Origin of the sequence: Odoribacter sp. AF15-53 (assembly GCF_003479425.1) — a bacterium.
GTDB lineage: Bacteria > Bacteroidota > Bacteroidia > Bacteroidales > Marinifilaceae > Butyricimonas.
Map to the genome: position 1 here is coordinate 130,769 of NZ_QUHC01000003.1, position 15,090 is coordinate 145,858.

At 46.1% G+C, this 15,090-nt stretch carries 14 protein-coding genes and 1 pseudogene; 7 read left to right on the top strand and 8 right to left on the bottom strand.

The window, feature by feature from the left end; all coding sequences use genetic code 11:
- Positions 1–41: 41 nt before the first annotated feature.
- A complete protein-coding gene (gene zupT, locus DWW52_RS08705) occupies positions 42–854 on the top strand; it encodes a zinc transporter ZupT (protein ID WP_118715104.1) in 813 nt (270 codons plus the stop codon).
- 59 nt (positions 855–913) lie between these two features.
- On the opposite strand, the gene DWW52_RS08710 is transcribed toward zupT, so the two are convergent.
- Entirely contained in the window at positions 914–1,525 is a 612-nt protein-coding gene (locus DWW52_RS08710; RefSeq protein WP_118715105.1) for a nitroreductase family protein, read from the bottom strand.
- Positions 1,526–2,292: 767 nt separating this feature from the next.
- A pseudogene (locus DWW52_RS21245) lies at positions 2,293–2,694 on the bottom strand (NAD(P)H-dependent oxidoreductase); the annotation flags it as partial.
- A 330-nt stretch (positions 2,695–3,024) separates the two neighbouring features.
- On the opposite strand from DWW52_RS21245, the gene glpK reads away from it, so the two are divergent.
- Together glpK and DWW52_RS08725 are read left to right on the top strand one after the other, a co-directional pair.
- Positions 3,025–4,530: a glycerol kinase GlpK gene (glpK, locus tag DWW52_RS08720; protein ID WP_118715106.1), complete on the top strand. Its 1,506-nt coding sequence runs from the start codon at positions 3,025–3,027 to the stop codon at positions 4,528–4,530.
- Between the two features lie 57 nt (positions 4,531–4,587).
- Positions 4,588–5,322, top strand: coding sequence for an MIP/aquaporin family protein (locus tag DWW52_RS08725; protein WP_118715107.1), 735 nt, complete (start codon positions 4,588–4,590; stop codon positions 5,320–5,322).
- A gap of 161 nt (positions 5,323–5,483) precedes the next feature.
- On the opposite strand, the gene dusB is transcribed toward DWW52_RS08725, so the two are convergent.
- Positions 5,484–6,485 carry a tRNA dihydrouridine synthase DusB gene (gene dusB / locus DWW52_RS08730; RefSeq protein ID WP_118715108.1) on the bottom strand — a complete coding sequence of 334 codons (1,002 nt, stop codon included), beginning with the start codon at positions 6,483–6,485 and terminating at the stop codon, positions 5,484–5,486.
- 71 nt (positions 6,486–6,556) lie between these two features.
- Between dusB and DWW52_RS08735 the strand changes: the two genes are divergently transcribed.
- From DWW52_RS08735 to DWW52_RS08750, 4 genes are all read left to right on the top strand, one after another.
- Positions 6,557–7,081 carry a hypothetical protein gene (locus DWW52_RS08735; protein ID WP_118715109.1) on the top strand — a complete coding sequence of 175 codons (525 nt, stop codon included), beginning with the start codon at positions 6,557–6,559 and terminating at the stop codon, positions 7,079–7,081.
- Positions 7,082–7,102: 21 nt separating this feature from the next.
- On the top strand, positions 7,103–7,930 hold the full coding sequence (locus DWW52_RS08740; protein WP_118715110.1) for an outer membrane beta-barrel protein: 828 nt from the start codon (positions 7,103–7,105) through the stop codon (positions 7,928–7,930).
- Positions 7,931–8,109: 179 nt separating this feature from the next.
- Positions 8,110–9,741 (top strand): Zn-dependent hydrolase, encoded by a 1,632-nt coding sequence (locus tag DWW52_RS08745; protein WP_118715111.1) that lies wholly within the window; start codon positions 8,110–8,112, stop codon positions 9,739–9,741.
- A 200-nt stretch (positions 9,742–9,941) separates the two neighbouring features.
- Positions 9,942–11,099, top strand: coding sequence for a dicarboxylate/amino acid:cation symporter (locus DWW52_RS08750; protein ID WP_118715112.1), 1,158 nt, complete (start codon positions 9,942–9,944; stop codon positions 11,097–11,099).
- Positions 11,100–11,103: 4 nt separating this feature from the next.
- Here the strand turns inward: DWW52_RS08750 and DWW52_RS08755 are convergent, their stop codons facing one another.
- The 5 genes from DWW52_RS08755 to DWW52_RS08775 form a co-directional block, all read right to left on the bottom strand.
- A complete protein-coding gene (locus DWW52_RS08755; RefSeq protein ID WP_118715113.1) occupies positions 11,104–12,726 on the bottom strand; it encodes a hypothetical protein in 1,623 nt (540 codons plus the stop codon).
- The gene (locus tag DWW52_RS08760) at positions 12,726–13,523 is read right to left on the bottom strand and encodes an ABC transporter ATP-binding protein (protein ID WP_118715114.1); all 798 of its coding nucleotides are present in this window, start codon (positions 13,521–13,523) and stop codon (positions 12,726–12,728) included. The genes DWW52_RS08755 and DWW52_RS08760 overlap by 1 nt, the downstream gene beginning before the upstream one ends.
- A 67-nt stretch (positions 13,524–13,590) precedes the next feature.
- Positions 13,591–14,388, bottom strand: coding sequence for a twin-arginine translocase subunit TatC (gene tatC / locus DWW52_RS08765; protein WP_118715115.1), 798 nt, complete (start codon positions 14,386–14,388; stop codon positions 13,591–13,593).
- Positions 14,385–14,567: a twin-arginine translocase TatA/TatE family subunit gene (locus tag DWW52_RS08770; RefSeq protein WP_233556812.1), complete on the bottom strand. Its 183-nt coding sequence runs from the start codon at positions 14,565–14,567 to the stop codon at positions 14,385–14,387. Before DWW52_RS08770 ends, tatC begins: the two co-directional genes overlap by 4 nt.
- 10 nt (positions 14,568–14,577) lie before the next feature.
- Positions 14,578–15,087, bottom strand: a complete 510-nt coding sequence (locus DWW52_RS08775) for an ECF transporter S component (RefSeq protein ID WP_118715116.1) — start codon at positions 15,085–15,087, stop codon at positions 14,578–14,580.
- Positions 15,088–15,090 lie beyond the last annotated feature (3 nt).

The window sequence follows — 15,090 nt, forward strand, 5'->3', positions numbered from 1 at the left end:
ACAGACCATTTCTGACTTTTTTGTCTTTAACAAAATAGCTCATGGAACTCACTTGGGATAACGTATTACTTGCTTTTGCCCTTACCTTATTCGCCGGACTATCCACCGGAATCGGGAGTGCTATAGCTTTTCTGACCAAAAAGACAAATAAAAAATTCTTATCCCTCTCCCTTGGATTCAGCGCAGGAGTCATGATCTATGTCTCGTTCGTTGAGCTCTTTCCCACAGCACAAGAGGCCCTGAGGGAATCCTATTCCGAAAAGATTGCGGATATCATCACCGTCATTTCATTCTTCGGAGGCATGGGATTGATCGCAATCATTGACAAACTGATTCCCTCGTACGAGAATCCGCATGAGGTCAAATCCGTAGAGAGCATGGAACATCAACCGCATGATAAAAAACTGATGCGCATGGGCATCTTTTCGGCCCTCGCTATCGGCATCCATAACTTTCCCGAAGGTTTGGCCACCTTTATCGCCGGGCTATCCAACCCCGAAATTGCCTACCCGATCGCCTTTGCCATTGCCATTCACAACATCCCGGAAGGTATCGCCGTTTCCGTTCCCATATACTTCGCCACGGGAAACCGCAAAAAGGCCTTCAAATTATCCTTCCTCTCCGGCCTATCCGAACCGTTAGGAGCCATTATCGGCTTCCTCCTCATTTACACCTTCATCGGCATCAACTCCGTCATCCTGGGAGTTCTATTTGCCCTTGTAGCCGGAATTATGGTATTCATTTCATTGGATGAACTTCTTCCCACTGCGAAAGAGTACGGTGCCCACCATCTTTCCATCTACGGCCTTGTTGCCGGAATGGGATTAATGGCTTTTAGTTTATTACTTTTTTAAGGGGAAGAGAAACAAGCCTTGTCCCTCCATTGTATCTTCTCAAACCCGAAAAAGAATATCTAGTACTTATTCCGATGCACTCTCTTCTCGTCAAACTTATCTTTTGCTTTCTGCGGACCGTCAGGATACCCTATCGGAATCACGCAAAGAGGAACGATATGTTCCGGTAATCCCGTGTTTTGACGCACGACATCAATCCGATCCTCGTAGGGATAAGCAGCCGTCCACACGGCCCCCAATCCGAGAGCTTCCGCCGCCAACAAAACATTCTGAGTAGCCGCAGAACAATCCAGAAACCAATATGAAGAAAGCGTCGTATCACCACAAACCACGATAGCCAACGGGGCCGCCGTCAACATCTTTGCGTAAGGTAATTTAGCCGCCATCGAATCAAGAGCTGCACGATCCGTCACGACCACGAATTCCCACGGACGCCTGTCCATTCCCGAAGGAGCTGCCATCCCGGCCTTCACCATGGCATCTATCTTATCTTCCTCTACACTCTTATTCAAATACTTCCGAACACTCTTCCGCTCGGCAATATTTTCCAAAACAGCCTTTGACTTCGAAACAGTTTCGTCTTGCTTATGATCTCCCATACACGATGTTTTTAAAATTACAATTACCAGTACTACGGCAAGCAGGACATAAAAGGTATTAAATTTTTTCATCTTCTTGATTTTATTATTTTCATTTAGTTCAAAATATTTCCATAAAAATCAACGGGGACAAGGAATAATAACCGTCATTTACCCGTTGTCTCCTCCGAGTGCATGTAAATCTTTTCCCATGCCTCGGTGGTCAATATTGCAAGCGTCTCCTTATCCATATCGAAAACCGAAACATACTTTTTACTGACAACGATATGCTTTTTCCATTCAACAAAATCTTTATAGAGCAGCAACGTACAGATATCCGTCGGGTCTATGGCCTCTGACAACACGTGTGAATGCATCGTCATTGCCGTCGTATCCTTCGATACATTATTTCCGGCCGATAATGTTATCAACGAATTATGAATTTTCCGTCTATCTACCAGAAGGTTACTTGAATTATACGTCAACATATAATCTCCGCCCAATAACACATTTCCATAAGATTTTGGAGCCGTCAATATATAAACTTTCTTTTTCCTGCCAACTGGCACCAGAATACAATTAACCGAAGTATTCTCGTAAAATGTGAAAAAACTATCGGCATTTTCTCTCAGCATCTTGAACGCAGCCTCTCTAGTGGCAATAAATTTTCTTTCCCTATTTCTATCCTTCCCTCCAATCAATGGAAGCGTTGTAAAAGTATGATTCAACAAATCGGTAAATTGGTAACGAATCATGATACTATTGGGATTGTTTTTACCATAAAAAACAGTATTTATCTTACCATCATCTACCTGATAAGACACATAGCCTCCTACCCTCGCCAAAAGTTCCGGATAATTCGCCACCAACTGGTAAGGACGCAACAATTCATCCATCGTGAAATGATTACGCCCGCCGGAACGATACGCCTCGTACTCCGACCCCGTTGTTGTCGCCACCATTAAAGGTTTACCCTTCACCACCTCGGTTCCGGCCAAAGGAGTAAAAATCTCGTCCAACCACTTTTTCAATTGCGAGGGAGCGCTTGCCCAGTAAAACGGGAACTGGAACACAACCGCTTTCGCCTCCGACAAAATCTTCTTGTACGCCTCGGCATCAAAAGACTTCGCATACAAATCCATGATGACAACACCCGGAATATTCTTCACGGCATCAATCAACGCTTTATTCGCCTGTGACTCCTTGAAACTCGAATGAGCCAACAAGATCACAACATTTCCAGAATTCTTCGTTTCCTCCATTTTTTGTGCATTTAATAAACCCACAGATAAAACTACTACAAGCATTATCAGTACTGTTTTCATACGTTCAGTTTAAAATTTACCACCTCTAATATACAAAAATTTATCCTTTTCTCGCTCCAAATATTTGATATAAAAATATTTTCTTTCATCTTTAACATTAAAGACAAATTACCAGTCACAATTTAGTCGTGTAATTTCTTAAAAACGGGGTCAAGCGACGCTTTATTTTTTTAAATGTAACCGAATTTAAAAAATACACGTAATAACATCAGGTTTATTACCAAATAAGTGAAAAGATCTGTTCTAAAAAAACTAAATATCTATATCATGAAAACAGAAAAATACGTGCTCGCACTAGACCAAGGAACAACCTCTTCCCGTGCGATCCTATTCAATCACAACGGGAATGTTGTTGCAAAAGCACAGAAACCGATCGAACAATACTTTCCTCATCCGGGTTGGGTAGAACATGACCCGAACGAGATCTGGTACTCGCAATCATCCGTTGCAGCCGAGGTCATCGCCAAGGCAGACCTCACGGGACTAGACATCGCCTGTATTGGGATCACGAACCAGCGGGAGACGACCATCGTGTGGGACCGGGAAACCTCGTTACCCGTGTACAGGGCCATCGTGTGGCAAGACCGGCGGACATCCGACATCTGCAAGGAATTGCAGGAAAACGGGTATACCGACATGATTCGGGAAAAAACGGGTCTATTGATCGACGCCTATTTTTCTGCCACCAAGATCAAATGGCTACTGGACAACATTGAAGGTGTACGGGAACGTGCCGAAAAAGGGAAACTATGCTTCGGTACGGTAGACAGCTGGCTCGTGTGGAAATTCACGCACGGCCGTATACACGTGACAGATGTCAGCAACGCCTCACGTACCATGCTTTTCAACATACACACGCTGCAATGGGATAAAGAACTTCTGGAACTCTTCGGTATTCCCGAATCCATGCTCCCGGAGGTGAAATCCAGCAGTGAAATCTACTCGGAAACTACTACCACCCTGTTCTCAACCAAAATACCCATTGCCGGGATTGCCGGAGACCAGCAGGCCGCCTTGTTCGGTCAACTTTGCCTGGAACCGGGTATGACAAAAACAACTTACGGTACCGGATGTTTCATGGTAATGAACACCGGAAACGAGGTGATAAAATCCGAAAACAACTTGCTGAGTACCATCGCATGGAAAATCGGGAATACGGTCACTTACGCCTTGGAAGGTAGCGTGTTTGTCGGGGGTGCAGCCATCCAGTGGTTGCGCGACGGGATGAACCTGATTTCAAATGCCGCACAGAGCGAGACACTAGCCACATCTGTTCCAGATAATGGCGGGGTCTACTTCGTGCCTGCCCTCACAGGGATGGGCGCTCCCTACTGGGACCAATACGCCCGTGGCGCCATACTGGGTATCACCCGCGGAACAACACCCGCCCACATCACCCGGGCAACGCTTGAAGGTATCGCTTTTCAAGTCTACGACATCCTTAAAGCGATGGAACATGACACCCAACGCCCGTCCACGGAAATGCGGGTAGACGGGGGAGCCGTGGCCAACAATTTCCTGATGCAATTCCAAAGCAATATTTGCCGGACAAAAGTCATCCGCCCGAAAGTGCTGGAAACAACCGCACTGGGTGCCGCCTATCTGGCAGGTCTTGCCACCGGATTCTGGCGGGATTCCGAAGATTTGCGCCAACAATGGAGCGTAGATAAAGAATTTAACCCGGAAGATACGGAAGAACATTCCGAGAAAATATTACACATGTGGCACAAGGCTGTGGCCCGGGCACAAGCATGGGAGGAACTGGGAGACTAGTTCCCCCCTTTCAACTCATCGCTTTCAGTTTTTATCTCTTAACTTTAATCTTAAATCATGTCTCCATTTACCGCAGAACTACTTGGAACGATGACCATGATCCTTTTGGGAGACGGCGTGGTAGCCAACGTCGTCTTGAAAAAGACCAAAGGATTTCAAAGTGGCTGGATCACGATCACGACAGCTTGGGCGCTTGCCGTGTTCACCGGAGTCGTCATCGCAGGGCCTTATAGCGGAGCTCACCTGAATCCCGCCATCACGATAGGTTTCGCTATTGCCGAGAAATTTCCATGGGCCAGCGTGCCCCCTTACATAATCGCACAAATGCTTGGAGCCGCATTAGGAGCCTTCCTTGTCTGGATCGTCTACTACGATCATTTCAAAGTTACGGAAGACCCTGCCGTGAAACTGGGTGTATTCTGCACGGCCCCCGAAATCCGCCACAATGTGGTCAACTTCGGGGTTGAACTCATCGCCACGTTCGTGTTAATGTTTTCCGTTTTCTACATCACGGGAGCGGAACTCATCGCAGATGTTGACACGACAACCCCCATCGGCTTAGGTTCCGTCGGGGCCATCCCCGTATCCTTCATCGTTTGGGTCATCGGGCTTTCTTTGGGAGGTGTCACCGGATACGCCATTAACCCGGCACGGGACCTGGCTCCCCGGATCATGCACGCCATTTTACCCATTCCGGGCAAGGGCAAAAGCGGCTGGGACTACGCTTGGATTCCCGTTTTAGGTCCCCTAGCCGGAACCCTGATCGCTGCCATCATTTACATGGTCGTGTAGAGCAAAAGTCTATAAAGTCAAAAGCCACGATTTCATATCGACAGACCGTTTTGACTTTATAGACTTACCCTTCCTCTCTTCAAAAAAATATTTGAACTCCTAAAAATTGGTCATTCCCAAATATTAAATCGTGGTAGTAACCAGTACTTATTTTTTCCCGATCAGCCTTCCAAATCCTCTAAATCCATTGCCCCGTAGCGCTCGACAATCTTGTCGAATACCTCCCACAAGGTCTGAATATCGGGAGCTTGTAACATCTGAATCCGCAAATCTCGGAAATGCGGCAAACCTTTAAACATACAAGCCATATGCCTACGCATATGAAATAACCCTCGCACCTCATCCAGCCACGCCATCGACAACAATATCTGTTCTTTGATAATATTCACCTGTTCTTGAACCGATTGTTCCGGTAACTTCTCTCCCGTTTCTAGATAATGTTTAATCTGTTCGAATATCCAGGGCTTCCCGATCGTAGCTCGCCCGATCATCACCCCGTCAACGCCATACCGTTCAAAAGCCTCTTTCGCCTTCTCGGGAGAATCGATATCCCCGTTCCCGATAATAGGAATCTTTATCCGGGGATTCTGTTTTACCCGGGCAATCGGCTCCCAATCCGCCTCTCCCTTATACATCTGCGAACGAGTCCGCCCGTGTATGGCCAGCGCACTGATCCCGATATCCTGCAAACGTTCCGCCACGTCATCAATGATAATATTCTCGCAATCCCAACCTAGGCGGGTCTTCGCCGTCACCGGGATATTCACAGCCTGCACGATCTGCCGGGCCATTTCCACCATCAAAGGCACGTCCCGTAGCATTCCCGCCCCGGCTCCTTTCCCGGCAACCCGTTTCACCGGGCACCCAAAATTGATATCAATAAAATCAGGCTTCACTTCCTCGACCATCTTGGCCGCTTCGACCATCGAATCGATAAACCGCCCGTAAATCTGTATCGTCACCGGGCGTTCCGTATCCTCGATCGTCAACTTCCTGACTGTCTTGTCGATCGAACGAACCAAGGCATCCGCTGACACGAACTCTGAATAGAGCCAATCCGCCCCGTAACGCTTACAAAATTTCCGGAAAGGGGGATTCGTTACCTCTTCCATCGGTGCCAAAATTAACGGCCGTTCTCCTACATCTTTTCCTCCGACAATCATCTTCAATCAAATAAGTTTTGTCGCGAAAATAATAATTTCTATCTTTAACTCACGAAATAAAGAGAACGGATATGTCTATACTTAAAATAATTCTTATCGGATTACTCGTCCTAGCCCCGGAAAAAGACGGTTGGGTAAAAATAAACGGGGATAATTACATCTCTTTTTTCTTTCCCAGCCGGGGAGAGCGTTTGAAAAAAGAGGTGAACGGTATGCGATCTTGGATATTCCAAACCAAAAACATCACCAGCGTGTTCGGGGCCGTTTGCACCCAACTGACAAAAGAAAAAGGAGTTCTGGATGCCTATACGGTCAACCAGTTATACATATCCATGAAAAAAGAATCGGTTGCCCTACCCTCGGCAAATCTCGTCAGCGAAACCGTCATCCCTAGCAAGAACATGGAAATCTGGGAAATCTGTTACACCGTCATGAAAGATGAACATGAAATGACCTATTTTAAACGATTTATATTCAGAGATAATTGCATGTATCAACTCACCATCGGGGGAAAAACCGAAGACCTGGAAGAAATCAAACCGCAAAAAGAGAAATTTTTTAACTCGGTCAGATTTAACGAAGAGACTCGTAAATAAACCCATTACAATCATAATATCATGAGAAGCATTATTATCACGTTGACCTTATTACTATCCTTTTCCCTCCTCGCCCAAGCGGGAAAGACCTGTCAAGCCGACACGATCGACGCTAAAATAAAGCAGGTTCACCTTCAAGAGAAGAAGAGCAAAGGAGATATCTGGAAAACAGAAGTGTTAAGCGATCCCATCCATCGCCGGGTGTACCAACGTAGCCAGAACCCACGATTCCGGGGACACTGGAGCGGGTTCAACCTCGGGTTTGCGGATTTTGCCAATGTCAAGTACAAACTGGACGAGGAATCGGATTACATGGATTTGGAACGTAAGAATTCACTCGTGATGCAATTCAACATGTTCCAGTATAGCATGCGTTTGAATTCCCTCAATAACATCGGACTTGTCACGGGGGTAGGCCTCGAATACCAACGCCTGAGATTTGAACACAAAAATAGCATACTCCGCGGTGAAAACGGGCATATCGCTCCCCTGACCATGGATCACGTGAAAAAAAGTTCTCTCAAGAATCTCTACCTTACCGTTCCCCTCATGTTCGAATGGCAATTCCCGGCCAAGAAGTACCAACGTGCTTACGTGGCCGCCGGGATCATGGGCGGTCTGAGATTACACACGAAAACCAAAATTGTCTACAAGAATGAAAACGGGGATACCCGTCGCTTAAAACATTCCGGGAATTACAACATGAACCCCGTGAAAGCGGATGCCGTTGTCCGCATCGGTTACTACAAACTGGCATTATGGGGAAGCTACACGATAAACAACATGATGAAATCCGACAAAGCTCCCGAAGTCCACCCGTTCACGATCGGGTTCGGGGTAAACTTCTGAACCAAGATATTCACTTCAAAATCCACGCCTGCCGAACAACGCCATACGTGGATTTTGTTTTATACCCGTTTTCCGACAGAAATCAAGCATCACGAAACATTATATTCGAAATTCTTTTCATACCTCCACTTGTTTTTATAAATTCGTCCCTCAAATACTCAAACACAAAATTTATAAAAATGAGAAAACTATTCCTATTTCTATCTTTAGGTATTTTCATGTTCTCTTGTAAAGAGGCCAAGAAAGAAACCAAGCAAAGTCCCTACCAGCCTCTCGCTGACCAATACGCGGAATTTGCTTTGACCACGGACATCTCCAAACTGACAGAAAACGAGAAGAAGATGATCCCGCTCTTCATCGAAGTGGCACATATCATGGAGGATATCTTCTGGCAGAATGCCTACGGGGACAAAAGTGAATTGATGCAACAATTCGCCCAGGATTCTGCGGCTCTCAAATACATCTCTATCAACTACGGCCCTTGGGATCGTTTGAACGCCAACCAACCCTTCATCGACGGCTTCGGCCCGAAACCGCTAGGAGCCAATTTCTACCCCACGGACATGACCAAAGAGGAATTCGACGCTTTGAAAGATCCTCGGAAAACCGACTGGTACAGCGTCATCCGCCGGGACACGACCGGACAACTTATCGTGCTTTCTTTCCATGAAGCATACCCGGAAGAAGTGGCAAAAGCTTCCGAATTACTGGATCAAGCCGCCGAATTAGCCGAAGACCCGGGCTTAAAAAAATACTTATCCTTGAGAGCAAAAGCTCTTCTTGATGATGACTACTTAGCCAGTGATCTAGCATGGATGGATATGCAAGACAACACGCTTGATTTCGTGGTCGGCCCGATCGAAACCTACGAAGATCAATTATACGGGTACAAAGCCGCTCACTCCGGCCAAATCCTTGTAAAAGATAAAGAATGGAGCAAACGCCTCTCTTTATACGCTCAATATTTACCTAGATTACAGGAAAACTTACCCGTACCCGCGGCATACAAAAAAGAAAAAGCAAATGCGAACCCCGATATGAACGCTTACGACGTAATCTACTATGCGGGAGATTGTAATGCCGGAAGTAAAAACATCGCCATCAACTTACCGAACGACCCGAGAGTACACGCTGCCAAGGGAAGCCGTAAACTGCAATTAAAGAATTCCATGCAAGCCAAATTCGACAAAATGGTCGTGCCGATCTCCAAGTTGTTGATTAACCCCGAACAACAGAAACACGTCAACTTCGACGCTTTCTTCGAGAATACCATGTTCCACGAAGTCGCTCACGGGCTAGGGGTGAACTACACGATTAAAGATAAACAAGACGTTCGTTCCGCTTTACAAAACTACTATACCTCTATCGAAGAGGGTAAAGCCGATATCTTGGGACTATTCCTCGTTACCAAACTGGCTGAGTGGGACATTATCAAAAACAAGGACCTCATGGATAATTACGTGACTTTCATTGCCGGAATCTTCCGTTCCACCCGCTTTGGGGCCGCCAGTGCTCACGGTAAAGCCAACATGATGCAATTCGCTCATTTCATGGAAAGCGGAGCTATTTCCAGAGACGAAGCCACGGGCTACTACACGATCGACTTCGAAAAAATGAAGAAAGACATCGAGGTAATCGCTGGAGAATACATCACGATCGAAGGTGACGGTGACATCGAAACTGCCGCTAAACTCGTCGCAGAAAAAGGTATCGTAACCCCGGTTTTACAAAAAGATCTCGACCGCATCGCGGATGCAAATATCCCGAAAGACATCTTTTTTAAACAAGGAAAAGAAGTCCTAGGATTGTAAAAGTCTCCTTCGCGAGTTGCAAGTTACAAGTTAACAGGTTGTCGGTTATTGCCAGCCACATAAGGCTAACACTTTAATTCGAACCTTTAACTTGTAACTTTTTTTTGACACCCACCCTTTTCCACGCCTCTATTCCCCATCCTTTTTCATGTCCTGTAACTTATCCCCTTCTTGTAACGATATAAACAGAAAAAAGAAACATGAAAAAGTTATTTTCCAGTACCATATCTAAACTAATTATTGCCGTAATCATTGGAATTTTGTTAGGACTCATCGCAAATGAAGGGTTTATGAATATTGTTGTTACCGTGAAATATATCTTGGGACAGATTATCTTTTTCATGGTTCCGTTGATCATTCTCGGATTCGTTTCCTATTCTATCGCCAAGATGAAGGATAATGCCTCCAAGATGCTGGGGTTAGCTCTCGCTATCGCCTATCTGTCCTCGATCGGGGCCGCATTCTTCGCTATGGGAACGGGTTACACGCTGATACCTCACCTATCCATTGAACCCGTGAAAGAAGGTCTACAACAACTTCCGCCCCTGGTATTCCGACTAGATATACCTCCCGTGGTAAGCGTTATGACCGCACTCGTGCTGGCCATCATGATCGGGCTAGCCACGGTATGGACAAAATCAGTACTCTTTGAAAACCTACTGGACAACTTCCAGAAAATGGTTCTCTTACTCATTAACCGAATCCTGATCCCCTTGCTACCCTATTTCATCGCAGCCAATTTCTGTGCCCTCAGCTACGAGGGAGCCATTACCAAACAATTACCCATATTCTTGGGAGTTATGGTTATCGTGATTCTCTCTCAGTTCATCTGGCTCACATTTCTATACGTGTTGGCTGGGGCTATTTCGAAAAAGAACCCGTGGTTAGTCCTCAAATACTACGGCCCGGCCTATCTTACCGCGGTAGGAACCATGTCTTCCGCCGCCACCCTGGCCGTGGCACTGAAATGTGCCAAGAAAAGTCCGGTATTGAAAGACGATGTCATTGATTTTGCTGTACCCCTGTTCTCGAACATACACCTTTGCGGATCAATTCTCACCGAAGTCTTCTTCGTGATGACCGTATCCCTCATGCTTTATGGCACTTTGCCCTCGATAAGCATCATGGTTTTATTTATCATTTTACTCGGAATATTCGCTATCGGGGCACCGGGTGTACCCGGCGGAACCGTTATCGCCTCTCTTGGAATCGTGATCTCCGTGCTGGGCTTTGATGAAGCCGGAACAGCACTACTCCTCACGATTTTCGCCTTACAGGATAGTTTCGGTACGGCTTGTAACATCACCGGTGACGGAGCCTTAACGCTAATTATGAGCACAACATCAAAATCCGCCTGAAAATTCAATAATTAGCCGCTATCCGCTGCCAGGAAACCCGACAAATCATGCGGGACAAAATCCACACTCCGATCCAACTCAGCGTCCCCACGCCAACGAGTCCCCAAGGAATCCCCCTTACCGCAGCATGAATAACGCCCACTACAACTAACAACAGCATCAGAACTATCATTTTCATCACGTTACCCCCCGAATCTACCGTCCCTTTTTCCTTTGAAAAAGGAAAAAGCAATCCGCTAATACGAAGGTAAAACAAGCTAATCAATGACGTCATGGCAAGAATCAGGTAAATATCCCCCAACATCTCCCATCCGAAAACACCCGTGAACACAGCTCCCAGCAAGATAAACACCGGAAGAAAATATTTCACGTACAGCGCTTTGAATCCCCCGAGGATAATAGCCCCCGGGCGGGCCAGAGGCTTCGAACGATACAACCATAGCAAATCTCCCTTCTCCATGATCGACATATTCGACAAGATACCGACATTTATCATGACCATCAGGTACAACGGGAAAAACTGACCGAAATTACCTGCTGCCACTCGATCCTGACTAAAAACAAAGAACACCGCCAACACAACAGCATAAATCATCATTGGCAACACACCCTGCCGGTATTTGAGATTATCCCGCGTCATTCGCCAAGCCAGCATAAAGCCCGTTGTTTGGAGGGAATTCCGGGCAAATATCCGGGCTAAGGCATACGCAAATCGCACTCTTCCCCGCACCCGCCTGACCCGCACGGGAGTGTACTCCCCGATCGTACTCACTTTCACCGAAAAATAAGGTGCCAGATAACGAATCGTAAAAATCAGCAGTAAAACCGTAACGACTAACCCGATTCCCGCCAACAGGAAAGTACCCGCCGTCGGCTCTTTCACCATCGACGTAAGTGACAGGAAATAACAAGGAGGAGTAAAATACATCCACAATTCCGGATGCATCATATCCATCTGGATGTACATCACCAACCTCCCCACGACTTGATAACTCAATGTCACCCCCGCAATCAGAACGATCTGCGCGTAACTCATGACCCGTTGAAACTTCTCCGTCGGCACGAATCGCATGCCCCCCAAGTAAATCACGTTAGCCAACAACAACGTGAAAATCGTGTTCAGGAAAACAGAAACGATAAACCAACCACCGGCGATCACCCCTTTCCAAAAGATCACGATAACCAACGGGATTATCGACATACACCCCACCAAAAAAAGCATGTACACCAACATCGAAACAATCCTCGCTGCCAGTATCGTTTTCGAGTTCACGGGTAAATGTTGTAAAATATGATTGTCATTTTGGTTAAACAATAACTGAGAATACTCCATCAGGAAACTCATGATCAACATAAGCATCAGGAACGAATGAAAAAACAAAAGTGTTACCGGTAAATCTCCCTTCAAACTCCCCGCCAAAAAGAATAGCGGACCCGTGATTCCGTATATAATCCCTTGCTTCATCAAAGCGTTGGACACGTCCTTGTTCGTTCTCCCGCTTTTATCAATCCGGTTATCTACGGTCAATTTGGCCGTCACGATAGCCAGTAATTGCTCGAAATTCACCCCCAACCGGACAAACACCGAACGGAAAAGAGGCAATATGCCCGTAACCATTTTTATCATCACGACCTCTTTTCAAAAGCGTTAATAATCTGTCCCGCTTTCTCCGATTGTCCCGTAGCACCGATCAGTTTCGTGAAAAGACTTTCCAACGAGGTCGTTTCCGCTCGCGTCATCAACTCTTGCACCGTCCCGTTCGCCACGATCACTCCCTCGTTAATCAATATAACCCGGCTGGCCACCTTCTCGACCACGTCCATCAGGTGAGAGCAATAAAATATCGTCTTCCCCTCGCAAGCCAACTGGGCGATCATCTCCTTCACGATAATCACGGCATTAGCGTCCAGCCCGTTCAACGGTTCGTCCATGAAAATAATCTCCGGGTTATGCAACAAACCAGAAATGATATGTATTTTTTGCTTCATTCCCTTGGAAAAATTTGTCATTCGCTCGTCAGCATTCCCGTGCATTTCAAATAAGGTTAGCAACTGTCCCACCTTCTCAAGCACCTCACCTTTTTCCAACCCGTAAAGCGCACCGACAAATTCCAAATATTCCGTCGGCGTCAGATGCTCGTACATAATCGCATTTTCCGGTATATACCCGATCCTTTTCTTCACCTCCAAATCGTTTCCCCGCAAATCATACCCCAGTATATTCACTTCCCCGGCATAATCTTCCAGCAAACCGCACATGATCTTCACGGTCGTCGATTTCCCGGCCCCGTTACTTCCCAAATACCCGATCACCTCTCCCGCACCGATCTCCATGTCGATCCCTTTCAATACCTGGAGCTCCTCCCTCCCCTTTCGAAAGCTTTTTTTTAATCCGGCTACCCGGATCACACTATCATTTACCATATTCAAACGCAATTAATTAAAACACACGTTCACAAAGGTAAAAGATATTACACGGGAAACAAATAAATCATTCCCGTTTCGTATGCTTTACAATCAGAATACTGATTTCGTACAATAACCCCATGGGAAGCGAAACCAACAAAAGAGTAAAAACATCCGACGTCGGTGTGATAATAGCAGCAACAACCAGGATAATCACCACGGCATGACGACGATAACGCCGCATAAACTCGACCGAAATCAATCCGAATTGAGCCAGTAGCCAGCAAAGAATAGGAATCTCGAAAACAATCCCCATCATCAAATTCATCATCATCAACGTATCCATGTAAGACTGCAAAGAGATCATATTCTCTACCTCGGTACTCACCTGATAAGTACCGAGGAAGCGGAAAGTCAGGGGGAAAATCAGAAAATAACTCAAGGCAACCCCTAACATGAACATGACGTATCCCCCGGCAACCATACGCGAGACGTATTTCTTCTCTTTCGAATACAAAGCCGGGGAAACAAACCGAAACAACAAATACAGAATGTAAGGAGAAGCACAAAGCACACCCACGTATATAGATGTCTTCATGTGAATAAGAAACTGTTCTGCCAGTCCGGTATTAATCAATTTCACGGAAAAAGTGTCGGGGGTAATACCCTCAAACGGAAACCAGCCACTCACGACGGCAAAAAGCCTGTAAGTGACAAAATTCCCTTGTTTGGGAGCCAGCACGATATCAAACATCTCGCCCTTAAAAAGAAATGCGATAATCCCGAACAGGACGACGACAAGGGCAATCTTTACCAGACAGCCTCGCAATTCATCCAGATGTTCCCAGAATGTTTGCACTTTTACCCCACTTGTTTCGCTCATTTCTTCAACGTTTCATCGATTTCAGATTTCTCGTTCAAGGTCTCATTCATCCCGTCCTTAAAACTCTTGACCCCTTTGCCCAATCCTTTCATCAGTTCGGGTATCTTCTTCCCGCCGAACAACAAAAGAACAATAAGAACGATAAACAAAAACTCCGGCGTGCCTATTCCCATAATCATTGGTACCATATCAATTACGAATTAAATGTTTGACAAATAAATAACCTCCTATCACTTGTAGAGCCATCCCGGGCAACCCGATACGGAAATCCTGAACGGCAACGAAAAAACTTCCTTCTATCGCCCATTCTCCCAACGTACCCAATACCTGATAAAACAGGACAACCCCTAGCAGAACGAGCAAAGAAACCCGCTGGAAACGATACGCCGCAAACCCAGCGGCCATGGCCAACAACACGGATTTCAACAAAATAACAGGCAATAACCCGAAAGCGGGCATGCCGAAAAACAAAGAGTTAATCACGGGCGAAAGCACCCCAGTCAACAGACCGACCTTCCAACCATATTTATAGGCGGCTACCAGCGTGAAAAAATAAATCGGCAACCACGTGATCCCGCCTTGCGGAACGAGATGAAAAATCTGGGGCAGGATCATATTACCCGCCACGAACAACAAGGCTGTCAGGTACGTTTTCACGTTATTGTAATCCAGAGAATAAAGTTTTACTGCTGCTTCCATATT

Bases quoted from the DNA above. Each gene is read 5' to 3' on its own strand.
- DWW52_RS08725 (WP_118715107.1), top strand. From the start codon at position 4,588: ATGTCTCCATTTACCGCAGAACTACTTGGAACGATGACCATGATCCTT.
- zupT (WP_118715104.1), top strand. From the start codon at position 42: ATGGAACTCACTTGGGATAACGTATTACTTGCTTTTGCCCTTACCTTA.
- DWW52_RS08755 (WP_118715113.1), bottom strand. From the start codon at position 12,726: ATGATAAAAATGGTTACGGGCATATTGCCTCTTTTCCGTTCGGTGTTT.
- DWW52_RS08740 (WP_118715110.1), top strand. From the start codon at position 7,103: ATGAGAAGCATTATTATCACGTTGACCTTATTACTATCCTTTTCCCTC.
- DWW52_RS08710 (WP_118715105.1), bottom strand. From the start codon at position 1,525: ATGAAAAAATTTAATACCTTTTATGTCCTGCTTGCCGTAGTACTGGTA.
- glpK (WP_118715106.1), top strand. From the start codon at position 3,025: ATGAAAACAGAAAAATACGTGCTCGCACTAGACCAAGGAACAACCTCT.
- DWW52_RS08760 (WP_118715114.1), bottom strand. From the start codon at position 13,523: ATGGTAAATGATAGTGTGATCCGGGTAGCCGGATTAAAAAAAAGCTTT.
- dusB (WP_118715108.1), bottom strand. From the start codon at position 6,485: ATGATTGTCGGAGGAAAAGATGTAGGAGAACGGCCGTTAATTTTGGCA.
- DWW52_RS08750 (WP_118715112.1), top strand. From the start codon at position 9,942: ATGAAAAAGTTATTTTCCAGTACCATATCTAAACTAATTATTGCCGTA.
- DWW52_RS08745 (WP_118715111.1), top strand. From the start codon at position 8,110: ATGAGAAAACTATTCCTATTTCTATCTTTAGGTATTTTCATGTTCTCT.
- DWW52_RS08735 (WP_118715109.1), top strand. From the start codon at position 6,557: ATGTCTATACTTAAAATAATTCTTATCGGATTACTCGTCCTAGCCCCG.
- tatC (WP_118715115.1), bottom strand. From the start codon at position 14,388: ATGAGCGAAACAAGTGGGGTAAAAGTGCAAACATTCTGGGAACATCTG.
- DWW52_RS08775 (WP_118715116.1), bottom strand. From the start codon at position 15,087: ATGGAAGCAGCAGTAAAACTTTATTCTCTGGATTACAATAACGTGAAA.
- DWW52_RS08770 (WP_233556812.1), bottom strand. From the start codon at position 14,567: ATGATTATGGGAATAGGCACGCCGGAGTTTTTGTTTATCGTTCTTATT.